Source organism: Pseudoalteromonas sp. SW0106-04 (assembly GCF_001293805.1).
Taxonomy (GTDB): Bacteria; Pseudomonadota; Gammaproteobacteria; order Enterobacterales; family Alteromonadaceae; genus Pseudoalteromonas; species Pseudoalteromonas ruthenica.
In genome coordinates, this window is the sequence record NZ_BCAI01000005.1 from 173,510 (window position 1) to 193,831 (window position 20,322).

Consider the following 20,322-nt stretch of genomic DNA (forward strand, 5'->3'; position numbering starts at 1 on the left):
CTTTAAAGTGTTACGCATTCTCTGTTTGGCACTGTTGAGTGTAGGTATTATTGGCTGCACTCAGCCTCAACAACCCGCAACTAAACTCGCAAATGCCGATACCTTATACTTTGGCGGCCCGATTCTAACGATGGCCGGTGACGCCCCCCAGTATGTTGAAGCGCTTGCAACCGAAGATGGTCGGATCATATTTACCGGTCAACTTCATAAAGCGAATGACCATGTTGGCGAGCAGACTAAGCAAGTGAACTTACAAGGGCAAGCGCTACTGCCTGGATTCATAGATGCCCACAGTCACCTTTTCAATGCTGGTTTAGCGCAGCTGAGTGCTGATTTACTCCCAGGGCCTGACGGCCAAGTAAATTCTATTGAGGCGCTGCTGAGCACCTTAACTCAATGGCACCAGGGTCAACCTATGTTAGCGAAAAAGCTCGGCTGGATCGTTGGCATGGGGTATGACGATTCGCAGCTGGCGCAGCGCCGGCACCCAACTGCCACAGAGCTCGACACGGTCTCCAGCGAAATACCTATTTTGATTATGCACCAGTCCGGGCATTTGGGGGTTATGAATACCAAAGCCTTGGAAATGGTGGGTTACTTACCACAGGCCCCACACATTGATGGCGGCGTAATACGTATTGATGAACTTTCTAATCAAGCGAATGGGGTGCTTGAAGAAATGGCACTTTTTCAGCCCTTGTTTAGTGTTTTTTCGGCCATTGATGAGCAACTACAAGATGAAATAGCGAGCGCAGGGCTTGCCCTTTATATGGCCAATGGTTACACCACTGCTCAAGAAGGTCGTGCAGATCAGAGCACCAGTATGTATTGGATAGCACGGGCGCAAAAGCAGTCTTTGCCGATTGATGTGGCTATCTACCCTGATCTTGAGCAGGAGTATGATTTTATGCTTGCACAAGGAGCGAGCAAAGATTACCAAGGCGGGGCACGAATAGCCGGCGTCAAATTGAGTTTTGATGGCTCGCCTCAAGGGAAAACAGCCTGGCTCAGTAAACCTTATCTTCATCCGCCAGCGGAGCATAACTCTGAGTATCGTGGCTACCCAGCCATTGCCAATGATAAGGCTCGCTCTAAGCTCGTGGCACAGGCCTATGCCAACAACTGGCAACTGATTGTTCATACCAATGGCGACGCTGCAGCAGACGCCTTATTGCGAGATATAGAAAGCGCAGCGACAAGATTTGAGCAGGCAGGTCGCAGGACGGTGATGATCCACGCGCAAACTGTTCGTGAAGATCAGCTTAAACGTATGAAACAGCTAGCAGTGATCCCGTCTTTTTTCTCTATGCATACCTTCTATTGGGGAGATTGGCACCGAAATGAAGTATTAGGACTGGAGCGTGCTGAGAATATTTCTCCCACAGGGTGGGCGCAAAAACACGCCATGCGCTTTACCCAACATCATGATGCACCTGTGGTAAAGCCCAACCCATTACGCGTTTTATCGACCACTGTTAATCGTAAGACACGCTCTGGCAAAGTGTTGGGGGCGCACCATCAAGTGAGCCCTTATATCGCTTTGAAATCTATGACAGAGTGGGCGGCTTGGCAGTACTTTGAAGAGCCAAACAAAGGGACGTTAGAGGTAGGGAAATTAGCTGATTTCGTTATTCTTGATAAAGATCCACTGCGCGTTGAGCCAGAGCTACTTGAGCAATTACAGGTTCAGCAAACCATAAAAGCAGACCGAGTGGTTTATGGTGTGAATCACGCCTTGTGATGGGGCTTGCGCAAAGCGAGTTGGTACAGGCAGCGGCTTATTTGTTGCGCTACTGAACTACGCGTGCAGATAGATACCACTATGCAATAAAAGGCACAGTCGCTGCTGTGCCTAAAATATCACTTAGCGACTCAACTCTCCGCGCAAGTTATCTTGCATTAAATGGCGAATACTTTGCGGGCTTGCGTTTTTGCTTAGCAAGTAGTGTAACTTACTGAGGCAGGCCTCTAGGGTCATATCATAGCCACTGATCACACCTACGTTTAGCAGTGCATTGCCCGTAGCGTAGCCGCCCATATTAACTTGCCCTTGCAAGCACTGGGTAAGGTTTACGACGATAATGCCACGTTCGTTCGCATTTGCCAAAAGCTCCAAAAACTCGTGGTTTTGAGGTGCATTACCGACACCAAAACTCAGTAAGATGAGCGCTTTAATATCGTCATTAATTATAGAGCTGACCACATCGGCGCTGATCCCTGGGTATAAGTGCAGCACGGCAATAGCTTGCGGGGTGATGCGCGAGACTTGTAAATCGTTGTCGATATAGGGGCTAAGCTGGCCTTCTAGGAGCCGAATGTTAATCCCTGCTTTTGCCAGCGGCGGCAAATTTGGAGAGTCAAACGCATTGAATCCATCGGCGTGGATTTTGGTGGCGCGATTTCCTCTAAATAGCTGATTATTAAAAAATAAGCTGACTTCTGCAATGGGGTAGTTAGCTGCTAAATACATCGCATTTAGGAGGTTCACTTGGCCATCTGAGCGCAGCTGTGACAACGGAATTTGCGAGCCGGTAATAATGACCGGTTTGGTCAGGTTTTCAAACATAAAGGATAAGGCAGACGCGGTGTAGGCCATGGTATCGGTACCATGTAGTACCACAAAACCATCGTAGTCGTGGTACTTGGATTTAATATCGTCGGCTATCATCTGCCAGTGCGCCGGTGACATATCAGAAGAATCGATCAGCGGGCAGTATTCTTCAATGTCAAACAGCGGCATCTCGTCGCGATTAAATTCAGCACTGTTTTTCACCGTCTCGGTTAAAAACCCCGCCGCTGGCACATAGCCTTGACTGGATTTTTTCATACCGATGGTGCCGCCTGTATAAGCGATATAAATGCGTTTACGTTTCATAAAAAAAGCCCGATGAAATTCATCGGGCTAGTATATCATTCCAGGCTTTAAGCGCTAGTTAGAAACACGACATACCAAGCACTTAGCGTAGATGCCATCAGGGTCATTGTAGTTTTGTAAACTCTGAACCTGCTGCTCAACCTGTTTTAGTAAGCTGTTGACCTGCATGGTCGCACCAAGGTTTGCGCTTGCCGGGGTCTGCTTATCGATTAGCGTGCTAACCATGGATGAGCTCAATAAGCTATTTAACAGTTGCTCACGCGGCGTCAGCTGTTGCTCAATGAGTTTAACGTCATACTGCTTGAGGCTGGCCATTTCAGCGGCAGCGCTGATGGCTGCGTCTTTATCACCAAGCTTGTCCACTAACCCGAGCTCTTTTGCTTGCGTTGCAATCCACACTCGGCCTTGGGCGATATCATCCACCTCAGCAGGGCTCATGTTGCGAGATTGTGCAACCACATTCAAAAAGCGCTCGTAGGCATTCTCAACACTCATTTGAATCGCTTGTGCCATCTTATCTTTTAGACCCAGCAGAATGGATGAGCCTTTCAGTTCGGTCGTCCCCACACCATCAGAATACACGCCTAACTCGGCAGCACTGTCCTCAAATGTCATGATTGTGCCAAATACGCCGATTGAGCCGGTGATGGTGCTTGGAGCAGCCCATATCTCATTGGCTGCAGAAGCAATCCAATAACCGCCCGAAGCTGCGACTGAACCCATGGACGCTACTACAGGTTTGCCTGCTTCTTTAAGAGCGATAACTTCGCGACGAATAACTTCTGAGGCAAACATGCTGCCGCCACCGGAATCAATGCGTAATACCACGGCTTTAACTAGGTCATCTTCACGGGCTTCACGAAGTAGGGCAGCCGTACTGTCCCCCCCGATTTCGCCAGCGCGTCGCTCACCATCAACAATGGTTCCTTTAGCAACGATAACCGCCACCTTTTCCGTGATTGGGTTTTCGAATGGCATGGGCGATTTAAACGATGCGAGGTAGTCGTTAAAGCCAATTTGTAAAAAGTTTTTGCCTTCGTCGTCGTAACCGACTAGGTCGACCATCTGTTGACGAATTTGTTGATTATTTTTAAGTGCATCCACCCAACCAAAACGCTGCGCATACTCACCGCTGTTCCCGTCTACTTGCGAAAGCTTGCGTAAATAATCGTCAAGGGTTTCATCAAAGTTGCTGGCATCGAAGCCACGTAGTGCAGTGATTTCATCTTTATACTGCTGCCACAATTCACCAAGCCACTCTTTATTTGCTTCTTTTGCAGCGGGGGACATGTCGTTACGAATCAAAGGTTCAACCGCAGACTTAAAGGTACCGACGCGGAAAACGTGTTGCGTCACTTTAAGTTTATCGAGTGCTTCTTTGAAATACACTGGGTAGACACCAAATCCATCGATTGAAACGCCGCCATAAGGATGTAAATTTACTTCGTCAGCATGCGCTGCTAAGTAATATTGGCTTTGGGTGTAATAATAGCCAGTAGCAATAACCGGTTTGCCCTGTGCTTTGAAAGCGTCAATGGCATCGGCAACGGCATTGAGTTTATTAATGTGCGCGCCACCCATCTGCTGTAAATCGAGCAGCATAGCGGTGATGCGATCATCTTTAGCAGCGTTATTGATCACATCAACAACGTCATCAACTAAAATTTCTGCCGGCTCATCTTGGCCCCCAAACGGTCCAGCAAATACTGCATCGAGAGGGTCAACATAGCGTTTCTGCTCCACTAAATAGCCATTTAGGTTAAGTGTCAGCACGGCACCGTCAGGGACGATAATCTCGCCTTCATCGCTTGCAATAGACGCTATAATAGCGATAACAAGCACTATAAAAAGAATGTTGACCAAAAGTTGGCGCGAGAAGTTAATTCCATGCCAAGTGGCCTTTACTGCTTTTTTAATCAAAATCAGATCCTTACTTTATCCATTTTGGGGGCGTACGGGATAGAATCCCATATTAGCCTAAAGGGTTGAAAAGTTTAAACAGAAAAAAGTAACGAAGTGTTTATATTGGCGAATACTGTATCGCTAGTGCTTGCTCAATGTGGCAAAGATCGCTACCCTGAAACAGGTATGACCAGATAATAGTAAAGGGGTAACACCATGCTAGAACAACCACTAAAATTGATGCATGGAGAATTAAGAAACCGGCTCGTGATGGGCTCTATGCACACCGGTTTAGAAGAGGGGTGGCATAATCGCAAACGCCTCGCTGCATTCTACGAAGAACGCGCGAAGGGAGGCGTGGGCCTAATTGTTACAGGCGGTTATAGTCCAAATATTCGCGGTAAGCTTACGCCTATTTCGTCCTCCTTTAACAGTGTATTTGATGTAGTAAAGCATAAAAAATACACCCAAGCCGTGCACAAACACGGTGGCAAGATTTGTTTGCAACTGCTTCACGCCGGACGGTATGCCTACCACCCATTTAGCTGCGCGCCGAGCGCTATTCAGGCGCCTATTTCGCCTTACACGCCGAAGGCTATGTCGGTGGGGATGATAAAAAGTACCGTTAAAGACTTTGCCAAAAGCGCCAAGCTAGCGCAAAAAGCCGGTTATGATGGTGTCGAAATCATGGGTTCAGAAGGCTATTTAATAAACGAATTTATGGCACCGCATACCAATAAGCGCACCGACGAATATGGCGGTAGCAATGAAAACCGTATGCGTTTAGCTAAGGAAATCGTCTCAGCCGTGCGCGCTGCTGTCAGTGATGACTTTATGATTGTATTTCGCCTGTCGGTGATGGATTTAATTCCTGATGGTTCGACAGCCGAAGAGGTTACTGCTCAGGCCAAAGCGCTGGATGCGGCGGGTGTTGATATTTTCAACACCGGCATTGGCTGGCATGAGGCGCGCGTGCCAACAATTGCTTCTATGGTGCCGCCAGGGGCCTTTAGAGAAGCTTCACAACGCCTTAAACAAGCAACAGATAAGCCCGTTATTGCCGTCAACCGTATCAACACGCCGGAAATAGCCAATAGCATTTTAAACCAAGGTCAAGCCGACATGATATCCATGGCTCGGCCACTGCTTGCTGACCCAGAGCTCTTTAATAAATATGCGCAACAACGCAGCGAACAAATCAATATTTGCATAGGGTGTAACCAAGGCTGTCTGGATCACGTGTTTAAAGGGCAACGAGCCACTTGCTTGGTGAACCCACTGGCCGCATTCGAGCTTGACTACGCCATCACAAAAGCCGCAAAAGCGAAAAAGGTATTGGTTGTTGGCGCTGGGCCTGCGGGACTTGCAGCAAGTATTTATTTACGCCAACGTGGCCATAACGTCACCTTAATCGAAAAATCCAATGATTTAGGCGGTCAGTTCAATCTCGCTATGCGTATCCCGGGTAAAGAAGACTTTCAATTAGCACTCAAATACTTCAGTGAAGAGGTGGTGCGTCAAGGCGTTGATTTGCAAACCAATACGTCATATGAGCCGGCCATGCTTAACGAATACGATGATGTGGTATTCGCCTGTGGGGTGTCGCCTCGTGAAGCGGATATTGAATGCGCCGATGGTAAACGCATCTATCGTTATGACGAGGTTATTCGCGGTGACGTGACGCTCACTGACCGCATCGCTATTTTAGGTGCAGGTGGAATAGGCTTTGATATGGTTGCGTTTTTAACCGAGCAACATCACCAAAGCGTTGAGCATTTCAAAGCCCAGTGGGGCATTGAGCAACCCATTGAACTGCATAAAAGCGATAGAAAGATTTATATGCTTAAGCGCAGTGCAGGGCGTTTCGGTAAAGGGTTAGGGAAAACCACGGGTTGGATCCACCGTAAAGTGGCAAAGATGCACGACGTGGAGCAAATTGGTGAATGTCAGTACGAGCGTTTTGATAACGAGGGGTTACACATTCGTGTGAATGGCGAAGCAAAAGTGCTGAATGTTGATACTGTGATAGGTTGCATTGGGCAAACTGCCAATGATGCCCAATTTAAGCAAGTTGATCAGCAACATAGTGCTCAAGTCCATGTCATAGGTGGTGCTAAGCTGGCCGCAGAAATTGACGCTAAGCGGGCTATTAAAGAAGCCTTACTAGTAGCGAGAGAAATTTAATAGTGCCTAGGGTCTGTTGACCTTTCAAGTTCGTTTTTGCAGCAGTTTGATTGGGTTTTATACAAGGCAGAGGCTGCGTGGCATAGTTATTCTATGTGAGCCAGCCGATAACACAGTAGAAAAGCCAATCAAGCGCTGCCGAACGGTTCTTTTGAGCGCACTTTTCTCATTGTTGCTCGATATTCGCTTAGATTACTAGGCCACACATCGAGCGCCGCGATAAAAGCACGCTCAAACAGAACAAAAATAGAACAGCAAAGATCAACAGACCCTAGCAAAGCAAAAGCTAACTGCTGTCAATAATATGAAATAACTTCCGGCACCCGGCGGTCTGTGTGCTATATCAATATTAGTTAACTCAGACCCAAGGTGCCCTATGCTCACCACCGTTACCGGTGTTTACCGTTCCCTGCTATCACAACTCAGCTTTCTCGATGGGCTACCCTCGTTGTGTATGCGCTTAATTCTTGCCCCTGTGATGATCATTGCGGGCTTTAATAAACTCAACCTTGCTAATAGCGACCTTGCGTGGTCGCAACGATTACTCGCCGATGCCAATGTCATTGCTTGGTTCGGCAATAGCGACTGGGGCTTGGGCCTACCATTTGCTGAGGTACTTGCTTTTTTAGCCGGGTGGACCGAATTTTTAGGTGGATGGCTCATCTTTGTTGGCTTGTTTACACGCTTAGTGAGTATCCCTTTAATGTTTACCATGGTCGTGGCCGCTACAACCGTGCATTGGCATAATGGCTGGTTTGCAATTACGCCAACTAACCCAGATACCAGTGCCGCGAAAGTGCTTGAGTGGGCAGGGGTTCCAGGAGCGCAGCAGAGTCTAGAGAACTCCATACAAGCTAAGCAGCGGCTCGATATTATGAAGCAGCTGATTGCCGAAAATGGCCGCCCTGAGTATTTATATGAAACCGGCAACATCGTCATTCTTAATAACGGTATTGAGTTTGCAAGTATCTATTTTGCCATGTTGTTAGCGCTATTTTTCTATGGTGGTGGTCGTTTTGTCAGCCTCGATTATTACTTGCGTCCAGCACCTCGTGAATAACGCCAGGTGCTAGCCACTCATTCTCAGTAGCTACAACTCTATGGCCCGTTTGGGCCATTTTTATCATCGCTTGAATATGGTACTCTTTTGTTAATTATTCACATTCTCATATATAGCCATGAATGCAAAAGAGCTTTTATTAAATCGTCAATCTGATAGCCAGCTTTCTTTTCCCGGGCCTAATGCTCAACAACTTGAACTTATTCAACAAGCGGCACTGAGAGTACCCGATCATGGCCATCTTGCGCCGTGGAAATTCGTCGTTTTACAAGAGCGCCAGCGCGAAAAGCTAGGTGATATTTTCTTACAGGCGGCGCAAAAAGAAGACATGGGCGAGCGAGTGATTGAGCGTGCAGCGTCATTGCCTGAGCGAGCTCCAATGGTGATCGTCTGTATCATGAAGTACATTGAACACGATAAAGTGCCGTGGGTCGAGCAAGTGGCCAGTGCTAGCTGCGCGACATTTGCGATGCAACAAGCGGCATTTGCTCAAGGTTTATCGGGTATTTGGCGAACGGGTGCATTTGCAAAATCAGCCACAGTTAAACAGGCTTTAAAGCTCACTGATGACGACGAAATTGTCGGCTTCCTTTATCTGGGAACGCCCACCGTAGATTGTCCTAAGAAGCGTCGCCACCAAGTCGCTGATTTTTTTACCGACTCGCTGTGAACTATTTTAATAAGTTGGTGTCAAACGCCCTGTGTGGGCAAGGAGCATTATATTGTGCCCGCAGCTACGAATGAGTCATCTTTCATTAACCTTTTATTTGTTATTGTGTGTCGAATTTCGCCAAATTAACGGGAAAATAATCTAAATGCTCGGTTTTTTATCATGATTATTTTTGTTAGGCTAAGTTTTGAGCAGACCCTAATAAATAATAAGAAGAAGATGTATTGCTATGGGTAACCTATTTTTAAGAGAGAAAGAACGCTGGGGCTTATGGACTTTCTGGGGTGTCGTTGGGGCGTTATTAACGACCTATGTGGCGATGCTAACCAAAGCGCCTCTTTACATCACCTTGAGCGCCATGGCCGTGGTCGTGTTTATTGCCATTTGGATGCTTTACACTAGACGTTTTGGCTTTTTACGTGCACTTAAGGTCTCCGCTTATATTTTGTGTTTCAGTGCATTACCGGCTTTGTGTTTGCTCATTGTTCCTGCCAGTAAGAATCAACGGCCAGAGCTTATTACCCAAAGTGTGATTTTTGCACTGTTGGCGCTTATAGGCTGTGTTGTTTGTGCGCTGATCGCCAAGCGCCCTCGGCAATATTACTAAATTGATTTAAAACGCTTTACAGCGCCAGCAAAAGTCATTAATATGCGCGCCAATTCGGAGAGATGGCAGAGCGGTTGAATGCACCGGTCTTGAAAACCGGCATGGGTTAATAGCCCATCTAGGGTTCGAATCCCTATCTCTCCGCCACCTCATTCCCAAAACCGCCTTATTGGCGGTTTTTTTCGTTTTGCTTCCCGTTATAATGGCGGCTATTAACCTATTAGGATTTACTCGCTCATGCATAATGTAATGCGTATTGTTGCTTGGGGCATTGTGGCATTTTTATATGCACAGGGCTTAGATGTGGTGTTAACTCTCGTTCGCGATGCCGAGCTAAACTGGATTATGACGTTAACTGCCATCGCCGGTTTCAACCTGCTTACCGCCCATTTAATCACAAAATACGATAACACCTTGGCTATTTTAAGCGCACTGATCATAAGCTGTTTGGGCATCATTGTATTTGGGGTCATGATCCAGCCATTATTCGTTGGGCTCCCTTATTGGCTATGGGTATTTAGCATTGTGTCTTTGCTGCTTTTCGTTTGGTTAATGCCTTGGATCAGCGCAAAAGTGGCCAATAGTTCGGCAAATGAGCGCTCATCGTCTTAGATTTTCTAGCCAGCACTGACGTGCGTTTTTCAGTGTGTTACCCTGTGCAGGCATTTATAGAAACAAAAGATGAACAACTTTATGTCTGATAAATTTAATACCGACGCGGAAAAGGCAAGCTACGGCATTGGCCTACAAATGGGTGAGCAACTAAAAGCAACCCCTTTCGAAGGAATGAACGTAAATTCCGTGTTTGAAGGAATGAAGGATGCCTTTACCGGTGAAAGCTTCCAAGTAGAAATCCCTGAAATCCAGGCAGCGTTTGAAAAAATTAACGCTGAGATTCAGCAACGCCGCGAAGAAGAAGCAAAAGTATTGGCCGCAGAAGGCGAAGCTTTTCTAGCTGACAACGCTAAGCGTGCAGAAGTAACAGTGACTGAATCGGGTCTACAGTACGAAGTAATCGAACAGGGCGAAGGTGACAAGCCTAGCGCTGATGCGACCGTTCGCACTCATTACCACGGTGCACTTATTAACGGTACTGTATTTGATAGCTCTTACGAGCGCGGCGAGCCTGCAGAGTTCCCAGTAGGTGGTGTTATTAAAGGTTGGACCGAGGCGTTACAAATGATGCCTACAGGTTCAAAGTGGCGCTTGTATGTGCCGCATGACCTTGCTTACGGTGAGCGCGGTGCAGGTGCAGCTATTGCTCCTTATTCAACACTTATTTTCGATATCGAGCTTATCGATATCCTGTAAGTGTTATACGCATAAAAAAAACCGCCAACTGGCGGTTTTTTTATGGCTTAAATTTAGCTGTCATGGTCAGAGTTTCGAGCTTGCCATGCTTTTTTAACACCGCGACACCACAAAAAATCAACTACTATAAAGCTAATAAGCGCGGCGACTGTGCCACACACCAGAGAACCTACTAAAAACGCAGGCCCAATGGTTGTGAGGCTGTCACTCAGCCACTGCCAACTTGCTTCAAAGTAAAAGGCTTGCTCTTGATGTCCTAAAATCCACGTACCGACCAAATAAGAAAAATAGAAAATCGGCGGCATAGTCAAAGGGTTGGTGATCCACACTAGGGCGATGGACAAAGGCAGGTTGACCCGCAGAGGTATTGCCACAGCTGCCGCTAAAATCATCTGGAAGGGAACCGGAATGAATGCGAAAAATAGGCCTACGGAAAAGGCACCTCGCGCCGATCGTCTGTTTAAATGCCACAGATTAGCGTCATGTAAAAATCGCCCAAATATGCGTAGCGACTTTTGCTGTTTAATCTTATTGTGATCGGGTAAAAACCGTTGAATGGTTTTCTTCGCCATGGGATAGGGCCCTGTACATCTATTGCGGTGTGCAGTGGATTCGCGTTCGGGTGTATTTTGTCACTTTTCACCCCGTCACTGCCAGTACTTTTTATCATAATACCTATAATGGCAATAATCAGGGTGTATTGTGGTGTATTTTTAGGCTTTATTCGCGGTGTGGTCTTCGCCATTGGCTATACCCTGGTTTACCACCAACTTATATTTACCTGGCATGGACCATCGTTGAGTGGTGCATACGTTGAGGTGCATGGCACAGTGCAACAAACACGGGTATTGGGGGCAACTCAATTTGTCACCTTGCGCCTCAATGATGTGGCTGGTTACGCTGTTCCTTTTTATCAAAACCATTTACTCAGTGTAGCGGTGCATGCCAATCAGCCTGTCGCAATTGGCGCTAAGCTGAGCGCTGATATGCGCGTCAAATCGAAACGCTGGCGTGTTAACTACGATGTGCTCGATAGGCGAATTTATGGGTTTTTACATGGGTTCAGTTTCACGGGAAGCTCAGCCAAAAACATAACGATTACTCACGCATCGCCGTCGATAAGGCAGCGTTACCTGGCTTGGTTGAAAGCGCAGCTGCAACCGCTTGAGTTAAAAGGCGTATACTTAGCACTACTGAGCGCAGAACGCAGTGATATAGAGCCCAAGCACAATCAGTTCTTCAAACACAGCGGTATTATCCATTTATTAGCCATTTCCGGATTGCATATCTCTTTGCTGTACGGGTTGTGCTTTATAGGTATTAAGTGCGGGCTTTGGTGTGTAGCGCATGGGGTGCGCTCAGGACAATGGCAACAGGCCCTTACAAACCGATTAGTGGCAGGTGTGGCGCTTTTGATATCTGGTATATTTGTGCTGTTATGCGCGCTGCCTATCAGTGCTCAACGAGCTTGGCTAATGTTAGCCGTTTTTGTTTGGCTGTATTTTTCACGACAACACTATTCGTTGTCGCGATGCTTGCTTATCGCCTTGGCCTGCGTGTTGTTAGCGAATCCCTTCGCGTTACTTAATATCGGGCTTTGGTTTTCTTTTTTAGCTGTGGCGGCCATTGTTATTGCTTTGGTGCAGTCGCAACGATGGCACTGGCTTAGTCGTTATATGTTCATTCAGCTATGGTTGTTTATTGCCCTAGCGCCATTGAGTGCAGCGACGTTGGGTGGATTTTCATGGGCCAGTGCCCCGGTGAATCTGGTTGCCGTGCCTTTTGTCAGCTTTATTTTATCGCCTTTACTGATTGTCGTGGTATTAACTGGGTTCAGTGAACCAATGCTGTGGCTATTACGTCAATTAGACTTGGCGCTATCCTCGACGTTAGAAGGGGTGATAGAGCTTGGCCCAGTACTTTGGTTTTCCACCGGTGAGCTTGATATCACAGTGGTTATGATTTATTACCTTGTAGTTGTGGCCATGCTGATAAAACCCAGTTTATGGCCCGTGTGTTATGCAGGGGGATTGTTTGTTGGCTATTGTGCACAGCAATGGGTTTATCAACCCAGATGGCAACTTGATGTGCTTGATGTTGGCCACGGGCTAAGCATAGTGATCAGCCGCCAGGGCAAAGCCGTGGTATATGATCTCGGACCTAGTTATTTCTCGCGCTACTCGATAGTTAAAAATACCTTGCTACCTATCATTAACGCGCGAGGCTTGCAGGTCGAGCATACCATTATTTCACACAGCGATAATGATCATGCTGGCGGGTTAGAGCACTGGCTACTAGCTGGGTATGGGTACACCTTAAAGCCCTTTCACGATGGTAATCCAGGTATCTGTAGAATGAACGAATTGAGCTGGCATGGCTTGACTGTTCGCTCTATTTGGCCGCATAGAAATCAGCAAACTGACAATGCTAACTCTTGTGTGGTGCACATCAGTGATGGCAAATACAATGTGTTACTAAGCGGTGATATCACCGAGCGAGAAGAGCAGCAGCTGTTAACGCAAGATAAAATAAGGCCAGTGGATGTCTTGGTCAGTGCCCATCATGGCAGTGACAGCTCTTCTAGTGCCGCGTTTATTAAACAAGCCAAGCCTAAGGTTGTGATTCACTCAAGTGGCGTCCGTCGCAATTGGCAGATGCCACACCCTGAGGTGTTCGCACGTTTTGCAGCGCATAATGCTGAGCAATACCAAACTAAATTGCAAGGTGGTATTCGGGTGCAATTTTATGACACCGAAATGCAGATAAAAACAGCAAAAGCAGACAAAAGCTATTGGTTTATCAGTGATTGAGTTTTGTTTTTGCTTTGCTAAAGCTACAATACCCGCTATTGCGTTGATTCGAGAGTATTATGCAGCAAAGCGCCTCCCAAAGTTATAAGCGACTACTTGGTTATGTAAAAACTTATAAAGCCGCCGCCATTGTCGCCATTATTGGCATGCTAGGGTATTCAGCAATGGATGCCACCTTTGTGTGGCTAATGCAGCCATTTATCGATGAAGGCTTAACTGAGCGCAACAGCGCTGTTTTGACTTGGGCTCCTTTTGTTGTGATTGCGTTGGTATTAGGGCGCGGCGCATTTAACTTTGTGTCCAGTTACTGTTTAGCCTATGTGGGTTCGCAAGTGGTGCGCTCATTACGCCAAGACTTGTTCCAACACATGCTTAATCTCCCGGTGAGTTTTCATGATAAGCACTCCAATGGTGAGCTTATCTCAAAGATCACCTTTGATACCGAGCAGGTGCAACAGGCTATTACCAAAGCCTTGTTGGTGCTGGTGCGCGAAGGGGCGTATGTGGCGTTTTTATTGGTGGTGATGTTTGCCGCCAGTTGGAAGCTGTCGCTGGTGTTTTTAGTGATCACGCCGATTGTTGCCATCATCGTGACTGTGGTGTCTAAGCGTTTTCGCCGTATTTCCAAAAATATTCAAAATGCCATGGGTGATGTTACCCGTTGCTCAGAGCAGATGCTCTCAGGACACAAAGTGATCCATGGTTTTAATGGCCAGCAACAGGAAACCGAGCGCTTTGCCCATGTTAACAATATCAACCGTCTGCAACGGGTGAAAATGGATGCCACCAAAGCGCTGAGCGTATCGGTCATTCAAATTCTTGCGGCCTCATCTATGGCGGTGATCTTAGTGCTTATCTCCATGCCGAGCATGCTTAACTCAATCACTTCTGGGACCTTTGTCAGCCTGATCTCATCGATGATGCTGATGCTACGCCCGCTGAAACAGCTATCAAACGTAAACAGCGAGCTACAACGTGGTATCGCCGCTGCGCAAAGTATCTTCACCGTGCTTGATACCGAACAGGAAAAAGACACCGGCACGCACGTATTGGAAAAAGCCAAAGGGCATATTCAAATTACCGACTTGACCTTCCATTACCCCGATGTCGCAGAGCCGGTATTAAAGTCACTGTCACTGGATATTACCCCGGGGCAAAATATCGCCCTTGTTGGGCGTTCAGGCTCGGGTAAGTCGACGCTGTCGAACCTATTACCCCGTTACTATGACGTCGAGCCGGCATCGGCGATTAAACTCGATGGTATTGCCACCAATGAGCTGACTCTGGCGAGTCTGCGCCAACAGTTTGCTATTGTCTCGCAACAGGTGGTGCTCTTTAACGATACTATCGCTAACAATATTATGTATGGCTTGGCGCAACCGCTGAGCGAACAAGCCCTTATCGAAGTGGCTAAAAAAGCACATGTGTGGGAGTTTGTTAAAGACTTGCCGCAAGGCTTAAATACCATGATTGGTGAAGACGGTGTCATGCTCTCTGGGGGCCAGCGCCAGCGTATTGCCATTGCCAGGGCTCTGGTTAAAGATGCACCTATACTGATTCTTGATGAGGCTACCTCAGCACTTGATACTGAGTCGGAAAAGTTAATCCAGCAAGCGCTTGAGTCGCTAATGAAAGATAAAACCGCGATTATTATCGCCCACCGTTTGTCGACCATAGAGCAAGTAGATTGCATTTATGTGCTCGACCATGGACAAATTATTGAACAGGGCACCCACAGCGAACTGTTAAATACCAACGGCACCTATGCGGCGCTGGCAAAAATGCAGCAAGGTGAGGGGCAGTGAGTCGCGCCGATAACGGCATCGGCGCTGCGATAGAGCGCTCTTGGTTTCGCCGAGTGAGCCTGATTACGGTGCTGTTATTGCCGTTAACGGCCTTATACTGGCTGATTAGTCATGCTCGTCGCCTAGGCTATCGTCTGGGCCTATTCGCGGCCTACCGGGCGCCAGTGCCGGTGATTGTCGTGGGTAATATCAGTGTGGGTGGTAATGGTAAAACGCCCATGACACTCTATTTGGCCGAGCTGTTGCAGCAACACGGTAAGCGCGTTGGTATTATTTCCCGTGGCTATGGCAGCCACCCCCCAGAGACGCCCTTTGTGGTTACAGCGGACACCGAGCCCCACCAAGGCGGCGATGAGCCGGTGCTACTGGCTAAACGCAGCGGATGTGCGGTGGTGATTGGTGGCGATCGCAAGGCCAGCATAGAAAAACTGCTGGCGCTACAAAGTGTCGATGTCATTCTCAGCGATGATGGCCTGCAGCATTACGCGCTAGAGCGCGATATCGAATTATGTATAGTCGATGCCGCGCGGCGCTTTGGCAATGGCTTACTGCTCCCCGCAGGGCCGTTGCGTGAGGGTCAAGGGCGGCTAAAATCTGTCGATTTGGTGATCTACAATGGGGAACAAGCAGGACAAGCCAGTTATCAATTAGCCTCATCCGGGCTTTATGGGGTTGCTGATGAGCAACCGCTATCGCCCCCGTTTGCAAAGGGCGTGGCCATCAGCGCGATTGGTAATCCAGAGCGCTTTGAGCAGAGCCTGCAAGCAATTGGCGTGGCTATTAGTGAAGCCGTGCATTATCGCGACCATCACCATTATCAAGCATCGGATTTAACACAGTTTGGCGAACAGGCTGTCTATATGACAGAGAAAGATGCGGTAAAATGTCGTACTTTCGCCCACCGGCAGTGTTATTATTTACGCGTAGATGCCAAGACCAATCAGGTTTTGGAAACTCAATTAACAACTATTTTAAAACGTAAAGGGGTGCTGTAAATGGCGTTCGATACTAAGCTCTTAGAAATTATTGCCTGCCCAGTTTGTAAGGGAAAGTTGCGCTACGATAAAGACAACCAAGAACTCATTAGTACCGCTGCGAAACTGGCTTACCCAATTCGTGATGACATTCCGGTACTGTTGGAAAACGAAGCGCGAGAGTTGAGCAGTGACGAGGTTGAGCAGTGGAATTCGTAGTTATTATTCCCGCACGCTATGCCTCTACACGCTTACCGGGCAAACCGCTGGCTGATATAGCCGGCAAACCAATGATTCAGCACGTCTATGAGCGTGCGGTGTTATCTGGCGCGACGGCGGTTTATGTGGCCACCGATCATGTTGATGTAGCGACCGTGTGCGAGGGCTTCGGTGCCCCCGTGGTGATGACCCGGGAAGACCACCAATCTGGCACAGAACGTTTAGCCGAGGTCGTAGCTAAGCTAGCGCTAGATGACGACACGCTGGTGGTCAATGTGCAAGGCGATGAGCCGTTACTAGCACCAGAAAATGTCGCCCAAGTAGCGCAATTGCTCAGTGGTAACGATGCCCCGATGGCAACCCTGTCGACGGCGATTACAGACCGCGAAGAGGCGCTCAATCCTAATGCAGTGAAGGTAGTGAGTAATACCGCACAGCAAGCACTTTATTTTTCCCGCGCGCCGATCCCTTACCATCGCGATGCATTACTAACAAAAAGCTGTGAGTTAGACATTCGCCATATGCAACGCCATATCGGTATCTATGCCTATCGCGCAGGTTTTATTAATGAGTATATTGGCTTGGCGCCATCACCTTTAGAGCAACTGGAGTCGCTGGAGCAATTACGCGTGCTTTATCATGGCTTCACCATTAACGTGGCCGAAGCCAAGCAGGTGCCCGCTGCGGGAGTGGATACCGAAGAAGACCTAGCGCGAGTGATAAGCGCGCTTCAATGAGTATCCTCACGGTCATCAATGATGACAACGATTTCACCGTTGTATATAAACCGGCGGGGATGGATTTTCACTCGCAGGATAACGAGCCGGGGCTGGTGGCTATAGCCCAGCAGCAATTGGACACTAAGTTCTACCCCGTACATCGCCTTGATAAGGTGACCTCAGGTTTAGTGCTGCTACCAAAAAGCAGCGCGGCAGCGGCGACATTCACGGCGATGTTCAGTGCCCATGAGGTAGATAAGTTTTATATGGCGCTCTGCACGGCAAAGCCGAAAAAGAAGCAGGGGTGGATCAAAGGTGATATGGGCAAAGCCCGGCGCGGCGCTTTCAAGCTACTTAAAACCCAGGAAAACCCGGCCATTACCCGATTTTATAGCTATTCACTGGCACCGGGACTAAGGGGCATGGTGTTAAAGCCTTTCAGTGGCAAAACTCATCAGCTCCGTGTTGCCATGAAGTCATTATCGGCACCGATTCTGGGCGATACCCTGTATGGCGCCGAGGCCAGCGATCGCACCTATTTACATGCATACGCGCTGCGTTTTCAATACCGCGACCAGCATTATTGTTTTTGTGCGCCGATGCAAGAAGGACAGCATGCAGCGCAGTTAAATACACTTTTAAGCTTTTGTGACAACCAACCTTGGCAGTTAAATTGGTAGAGACAATGACACAAGATGATTATCAACTTCGCTTCGGTGGTATTACCCGCCTATACGGACAACAGCAAACCCAATGGCTGCAGCAGGCGCATTTCTGTGTCATCGGCATTGGCGGGGTCGGCAGTTGGGTCGCCGAGGCGCTGGCGCGCTCCGGAGTAGGGCAACTCACCCTTATCGACCTCGATGATATATGCGTTACCAACAGTAACCGGCAAATTCATGCGCACTCGCAATCGGTGGGCGAAGCCAAAGTAGAAGCCATGAAAGCGCGTTGCCAGCTAATCAACCCACAGATCACTGTGCATGTGATAGATGATTTCATCACTATAGATAATATCCGCGAGCACATTCAGGGCTTTGACTACGTCATCGATGCCATTGATGCGGTGAAGGAAAAGGCGGCTTTGATTGCCCATTGCAAACGCAATAAGTTACCTATTATCACCACCGGCGGCGCGGGAGGGCAAACTGACCCCAGTGAGATAAAATTTGGCGATGTTGCCAAAACCACCCACGATCCGTTATTGGCCAAGGTTCGCTATTTACTGCGCAAACAATATAATTTTAGCAACAATCCGAAGCGAAAATTTGATGTCGATTGTGTGTATTCCACCGAGCAGTTGGTTTATCCCGATGGCCATGGACAGGTATGTCGAGCTAAGCAAGGGGCCGATTCGACGATGAATATGGACTGTGCTAATGGCTTTGGATCGGCAACCATGGTGACCGGCAGCTTTGGCTTTTTCGCAGCGGCTAAAGCAGTGCGCAAATACTTAAATAAGCGCCAACGTTTGAGTGAGCAAAGCCAGGGTTAACAGTGGCTTTTGGCAAATTGGTTAATCGCGCTGACAATGGCGCGAATGCCATTACCGCGCGAGGGGCTAAGGTGGCGCATCAATCCTAACTCCTCGAACTCTTGCTCGGCGTCAAGAGCCGCTGCTTGTTGCGGGGTTTTACCGTTGTACATCATGAGAATCAACGCCAGTAATCCTTTAACAATGCGAGTGTCGGAATCGGCCACCACAACCAGCTTATCTTCTTGGGGAGTGAAGTCGATATACAACCAGACATTACTTTCACAACCGGAAACCTTCGCTTCATCGACCTTGAGCTCATTGGCAAGGACTGGCAAGCTTTTTCCCAACAGCATCAACTCACGATAACGTTGTTGCCAGCCGTGAAGGGCTTGAAAAGCCTGTTTTAGCTCAGGGTAATTGCGATAACTCATGGTGCCATCATCTCCAAGGTATTACGTAGTGCACTGATAAAGTGGTCGATTTCTGCAAAGGTATTATAAAACGCCAAGCTGACTCTCACCGTACCATTCACCCCTAATGCGTGCATTAAAGGCTGGGCGCAGTGGTGGCCATGGCGCAGGGCAATGCCTTCCATATCGAGCAAGGTGGCAATGTCATAGGGGTGCTCTGATTGTACATAAAAGCTAACGGTACCGACATTATGCTGCATGTCGCCAAGCAAGGACACCGACTCAATGTCGCTAAGTTGCGCCACTAAATACTGCATTAAGCTACGCTCGTGCGCTGCTAGGGCGGCGCTATCAAGGTTATTTAAATACTCAATGGCGGCAGCAAAGCCAAGCACCGCACTGATATTCGGCGTGCCGGTTTCAAACTTACTCGGGGGCGGGTTAAATTCGGTATGCTCAATACGTACTTTAGCCACCATTTCGCCGCCGGTTTGAAAAACATCGAGTTGCTGAAGACAACTAAAGCGCCCGAACAATCCGCCAAGGCCGGTAGGGCCGAGGCATTTATGCGCCGAAAACACGAAAAAGTCGCAGCCTAAGTCGGCCATTTGCGGGCGCAAATGTAGTAGCGACTGGGCGCCATCAACTAAGGTCCAGGCACCTTGTTGCTTGGCCTGCTTGAGTAGCGCTTTAACGGGGTTAATGTTGCCAAGAGCATTAGAAACATGGGCCAGGGCAAATACCTTGGGTCGATACTGGGCAATCATTTGCTCCGCTTGAGCGATATCGAGTAGACCTGCGGGGGTGACCGGTACGGCCATCAATGTTGCACCGGTGCGCTTCGCTAGCTGTTGCCAGGGCACGATGTTAGCGTGGTGCTCAAGCTCGGTAATTAAAATCACGTCTTTGGGTTGTAGCTGCGCCGTCAGCCCATAGGCGACCAAGTTAATAGCCTCGGTGGCCCCTTTAGTCCAAACCAATTCGTTATGCTGACAGCCGATAAATTCGGCCACTTGCTGGCGCGCGTGCTCATAGCGGCTGGTTGCTTGCTGGCTTAATTGGTGGGCGCCGCGATGCACATTGGCGTTTTCCTGGCTGTAAAAGCGCGTCAAGGTGTCAATCACGCAGCGTGGTTTGTGCGCCGTTGCGGCCGAGTCAAAATAAACACGTTCGGTGTTACCATGTTGAGTCAGGGCAGGGAAATCTTGGCGTATTGCATCTATATCAAACATGGTTGGTAAAGCTGGCTGTACAAATGCCGCCATTGTAGAGAACTAGACTGAAATGGCAATAAAAAAG

The 20,322-nt window shown here is 48.2% G+C and carries 19 protein-coding genes and 1 tRNA gene; 15 read left to right on the forward strand and 5 right to left on the reverse strand.

Annotation, left to right across the window (positions count from 1 at the left end; translation table 11 throughout):
* Nucleotides 1–7 precede the first annotated feature (7 nt).
* Nucleotides 8–1,741 (forward strand): amidohydrolase, encoded by a 1,734-nt coding sequence (locus W04_RS08210; protein ID WP_082342189.1) that lies wholly within the window; start codon nucleotides 8–10, stop codon nucleotides 1,739–1,741.
* 123 nt (nucleotides 1,742–1,864) lie between these two features.
* On the opposite strand, the gene ansA is transcribed toward W04_RS08210, so the two are convergent.
* Both ansA and sppA read right to left on the reverse strand, forming a co-directional pair.
* Nucleotides 1,865–2,875, reverse strand: coding sequence for an asparaginase (gene ansA, locus W04_RS08215; RefSeq protein WP_053910490.1), 1,011 nt, complete (start codon nucleotides 2,873–2,875; stop codon nucleotides 1,865–1,867).
* 54 nt (nucleotides 2,876–2,929) lie between these two features.
* Nucleotides 2,930–4,795 (reverse strand): signal peptide peptidase SppA, encoded by a 1,866-nt coding sequence (gene sppA / locus W04_RS08220; RefSeq protein WP_022946603.1) that lies wholly within the window; start codon nucleotides 4,793–4,795, stop codon nucleotides 2,930–2,932.
* Between the two features lie 198 nt (nucleotides 4,796–4,993).
* Between sppA and W04_RS08225 the strand changes: the two genes are divergently transcribed.
* The 7 genes from W04_RS08225 to W04_RS08255 all read left to right on the forward strand — a co-directional run bounded on the left by W04_RS08225 (nucleotide 4,994) and on the right by W04_RS08255 (nucleotide 10,609).
* A complete protein-coding gene (locus W04_RS08225) occupies nucleotides 4,994–6,961 on the forward strand; it encodes an NADPH-dependent 2,4-dienoyl-CoA reductase (protein ID WP_053910491.1) in 1,968 nt (655 codons plus the stop codon).
* 376 nt (nucleotides 6,962–7,337) lie between these two features.
* Complete coding sequence (locus W04_RS08230; RefSeq protein ID WP_053910492.1) at nucleotides 7,338–8,021, forward strand: DoxX family protein; 684 nt, start codon at nucleotides 7,338–7,340, stop codon at nucleotides 8,019–8,021.
* A 118-nt stretch (nucleotides 8,022–8,139) separates the two neighbouring features.
* Nucleotides 8,140–8,691 carry an NAD(P)H nitroreductase gene (locus W04_RS08235; RefSeq protein WP_022946606.1) on the forward strand — a complete coding sequence of 184 codons (552 nt, stop codon included), beginning with the start codon at nucleotides 8,140–8,142 and terminating at the stop codon, nucleotides 8,689–8,691.
* 229 nt (nucleotides 8,692–8,920) lie between these two features.
* On the forward strand, nucleotides 8,921–9,298 hold the full coding sequence (locus tag W04_RS08240) for a hypothetical protein (protein ID WP_053910493.1): 378 nt from the start codon (nucleotides 8,921–8,923) through the stop codon (nucleotides 9,296–9,298).
* A 56-nt stretch (nucleotides 9,299–9,354) separates the two neighbouring features.
* Nucleotides 9,355–9,445 (forward strand) — tRNA-Ser (locus W04_RS08245).
* A gap of 90 nt (nucleotides 9,446–9,535) precedes the next feature.
* Nucleotides 9,536–9,910 carry a hypothetical protein gene (locus W04_RS08250; RefSeq protein WP_022946608.1) on the forward strand — a complete coding sequence of 125 codons (375 nt, stop codon included), beginning with the start codon at nucleotides 9,536–9,538 and terminating at the stop codon, nucleotides 9,908–9,910.
* An 81-nt stretch (nucleotides 9,911–9,991) separates the two neighbouring features.
* Nucleotides 9,992–10,609 (forward strand): FKBP-type peptidyl-prolyl cis-trans isomerase, encoded by a 618-nt coding sequence (locus W04_RS08255; RefSeq protein ID WP_026111357.1) that lies wholly within the window; start codon nucleotides 9,992–9,994, stop codon nucleotides 10,607–10,609.
* 53 nt (nucleotides 10,610–10,662) lie between these two features.
* Here the strand turns inward: W04_RS08255 and W04_RS08260 are convergent, their stop codons facing one another.
* Nucleotides 10,663–11,181 carry a DUF2062 domain-containing protein gene (locus tag W04_RS08260; RefSeq protein ID WP_053910494.1) on the reverse strand — a complete coding sequence of 173 codons (519 nt, stop codon included), beginning with the start codon at nucleotides 11,179–11,181 and terminating at the stop codon, nucleotides 10,663–10,665.
* Nucleotides 11,182–11,289: 108 nt separating this feature from the next.
* Here W04_RS08260 and W04_RS08265 point away from each other — a divergent pair, with 108 nt between their 5' ends.
* The 7 genes from W04_RS08265 to tcdA are packed head-to-tail and all read left to right on the forward strand — an operon-like array spanning nucleotide 11,290 to nucleotide 18,631.
* Nucleotides 11,290–13,419: a DNA internalization-related competence protein ComEC/Rec2 gene (locus W04_RS08265; protein WP_082342190.1), complete on the forward strand. Its 2,130-nt coding sequence runs from the start codon at nucleotides 11,290–11,292 to the stop codon at nucleotides 13,417–13,419.
* A 59-nt stretch (nucleotides 13,420–13,478) separates the two neighbouring features.
* Complete coding sequence (gene msbA, locus W04_RS08270; protein ID WP_053910496.1) at nucleotides 13,479–15,224, forward strand: lipid A export permease/ATP-binding protein MsbA; 1,746 nt, start codon at nucleotides 13,479–13,481, stop codon at nucleotides 15,222–15,224.
* Nucleotides 15,221–16,219, forward strand: a complete 999-nt coding sequence (gene lpxK / locus W04_RS08275) for a tetraacyldisaccharide 4'-kinase (RefSeq protein ID WP_231658077.1) — start codon at nucleotides 15,221–15,223, stop codon at nucleotides 16,217–16,219. The genes msbA and lpxK overlap by 4 nt, the downstream gene beginning before the upstream one ends.
* Nucleotides 16,220–16,417: a Trm112 family protein gene (locus W04_RS08280; RefSeq protein ID WP_045978843.1), complete on the forward strand. Its 198-nt coding sequence runs from the start codon at nucleotides 16,220–16,222 to the stop codon at nucleotides 16,415–16,417.
* Nucleotides 16,405–17,154: a 3-deoxy-manno-octulosonate cytidylyltransferase gene (kdsB, locus tag W04_RS08285; protein ID WP_045978842.1), complete on the forward strand. Its 750-nt coding sequence runs from the start codon at nucleotides 16,405–16,407 to the stop codon at nucleotides 17,152–17,154. Before W04_RS08280 ends, kdsB begins: the two co-directional genes overlap by 13 nt.
* Nucleotides 17,151–17,816 carry a TIGR01621 family pseudouridine synthase gene (locus tag W04_RS08290; protein ID WP_053910497.1) on the forward strand — a complete coding sequence of 222 codons (666 nt, stop codon included), beginning with the start codon at nucleotides 17,151–17,153 and terminating at the stop codon, nucleotides 17,814–17,816. Before kdsB ends, W04_RS08290 begins: the two co-directional genes overlap by 4 nt.
* 5 nt (nucleotides 17,817–17,821) lie before the next feature.
* On the forward strand, nucleotides 17,822–18,631 hold the full coding sequence (gene tcdA, locus W04_RS08295) for a tRNA cyclic N6-threonylcarbamoyladenosine(37) synthase TcdA (RefSeq protein ID WP_053910498.1): 810 nt from the start codon (nucleotides 17,822–17,824) through the stop codon (nucleotides 18,629–18,631).
* On the opposite strand, the gene W04_RS08300 is transcribed toward tcdA, so the two are convergent.
* A complete protein-coding gene (locus tag W04_RS08300) occupies nucleotides 18,628–19,044 on the reverse strand; it encodes a SufE family protein (RefSeq protein WP_053910499.1) in 417 nt (138 codons plus the stop codon). The two genes, tcdA and W04_RS08300, sit on opposite strands and share 4 nt — an antisense overlap.
* Complete coding sequence (locus W04_RS08305) at nucleotides 19,041–20,288, reverse strand: aminotransferase class V-fold PLP-dependent enzyme (RefSeq protein ID WP_231658079.1); 1,248 nt, start codon at nucleotides 20,286–20,288, stop codon at nucleotides 19,041–19,043. The genes W04_RS08300 and W04_RS08305 overlap by 4 nt, the downstream gene beginning before the upstream one ends.
* Between the last annotated feature and the right edge of the window lie 34 nt (nucleotides 20,289–20,322).

Coding starts and splice junctions, on each gene's coding strand:
- W04_RS08235 (WP_022946606.1), top strand. CDS start 8,140: ATGAATGCAAAAGAGCTTTTATTAAATCGTCAATCTGATAGCCAGCTT.
- W04_RS08280 (WP_045978843.1), top strand. CDS start 16,220: ATGGCGTTCGATACTAAGCTCTTAGAAATTATTGCCTGCCCAGTTTGT.
- msbA (WP_053910496.1), top strand. CDS start 13,479: ATGCAGCAAAGCGCCTCCCAAAGTTATAAGCGACTACTTGGTTATGTA.
- W04_RS08260 (WP_053910494.1), bottom strand. CDS start 11,181: ATGGCGAAGAAAACCATTCAACGGTTTTTACCCGATCACAATAAGATT.
- W04_RS08230 (WP_053910492.1), top strand. CDS start 7,338: ATGCTCACCACCGTTACCGGTGTTTACCGTTCCCTGCTATCACAACTC.
- W04_RS08300 (WP_053910499.1), bottom strand. CDS start 19,044: ATGAGTTATCGCAATTACCCTGAGCTAAAACAGGCTTTTCAAGCCCTT.
- W04_RS08255 (WP_026111357.1), top strand. CDS start 9,992: ATGTCTGATAAATTTAATACCGACGCGGAAAAGGCAAGCTACGGCATT.
- W04_RS08240 (WP_053910493.1), top strand. CDS start 8,921: ATGGGTAACCTATTTTTAAGAGAGAAAGAACGCTGGGGCTTATGGACT.
- tcdA (WP_053910498.1), top strand. CDS start 17,822: ATGACACAAGATGATTATCAACTTCGCTTCGGTGGTATTACCCGCCTA.
- ansA (WP_053910490.1), bottom strand. CDS start 2,875: ATGAAACGTAAACGCATTTATATCGCTTATACAGGCGGCACCATCGGT.
- W04_RS08250 (WP_022946608.1), top strand. CDS start 9,536: ATGCATAATGTAATGCGTATTGTTGCTTGGGGCATTGTGGCATTTTTA.
- W04_RS08225 (WP_053910491.1), top strand. CDS start 4,994: ATGCTAGAACAACCACTAAAATTGATGCATGGAGAATTAAGAAACCGG.
- W04_RS08305 (WP_231658079.1), bottom strand. CDS start 20,288: ATGGCGGCATTTGTACAGCCAGCTTTACCAACCATGTTTGATATAGAT.
- W04_RS08265 (WP_082342190.1), top strand. CDS start 11,290: ATGGCAATAATCAGGGTGTATTGTGGTGTATTTTTAGGCTTTATTCGC.
- W04_RS08290 (WP_053910497.1), top strand. CDS start 17,151: ATGAGTATCCTCACGGTCATCAATGATGACAACGATTTCACCGTTGTA.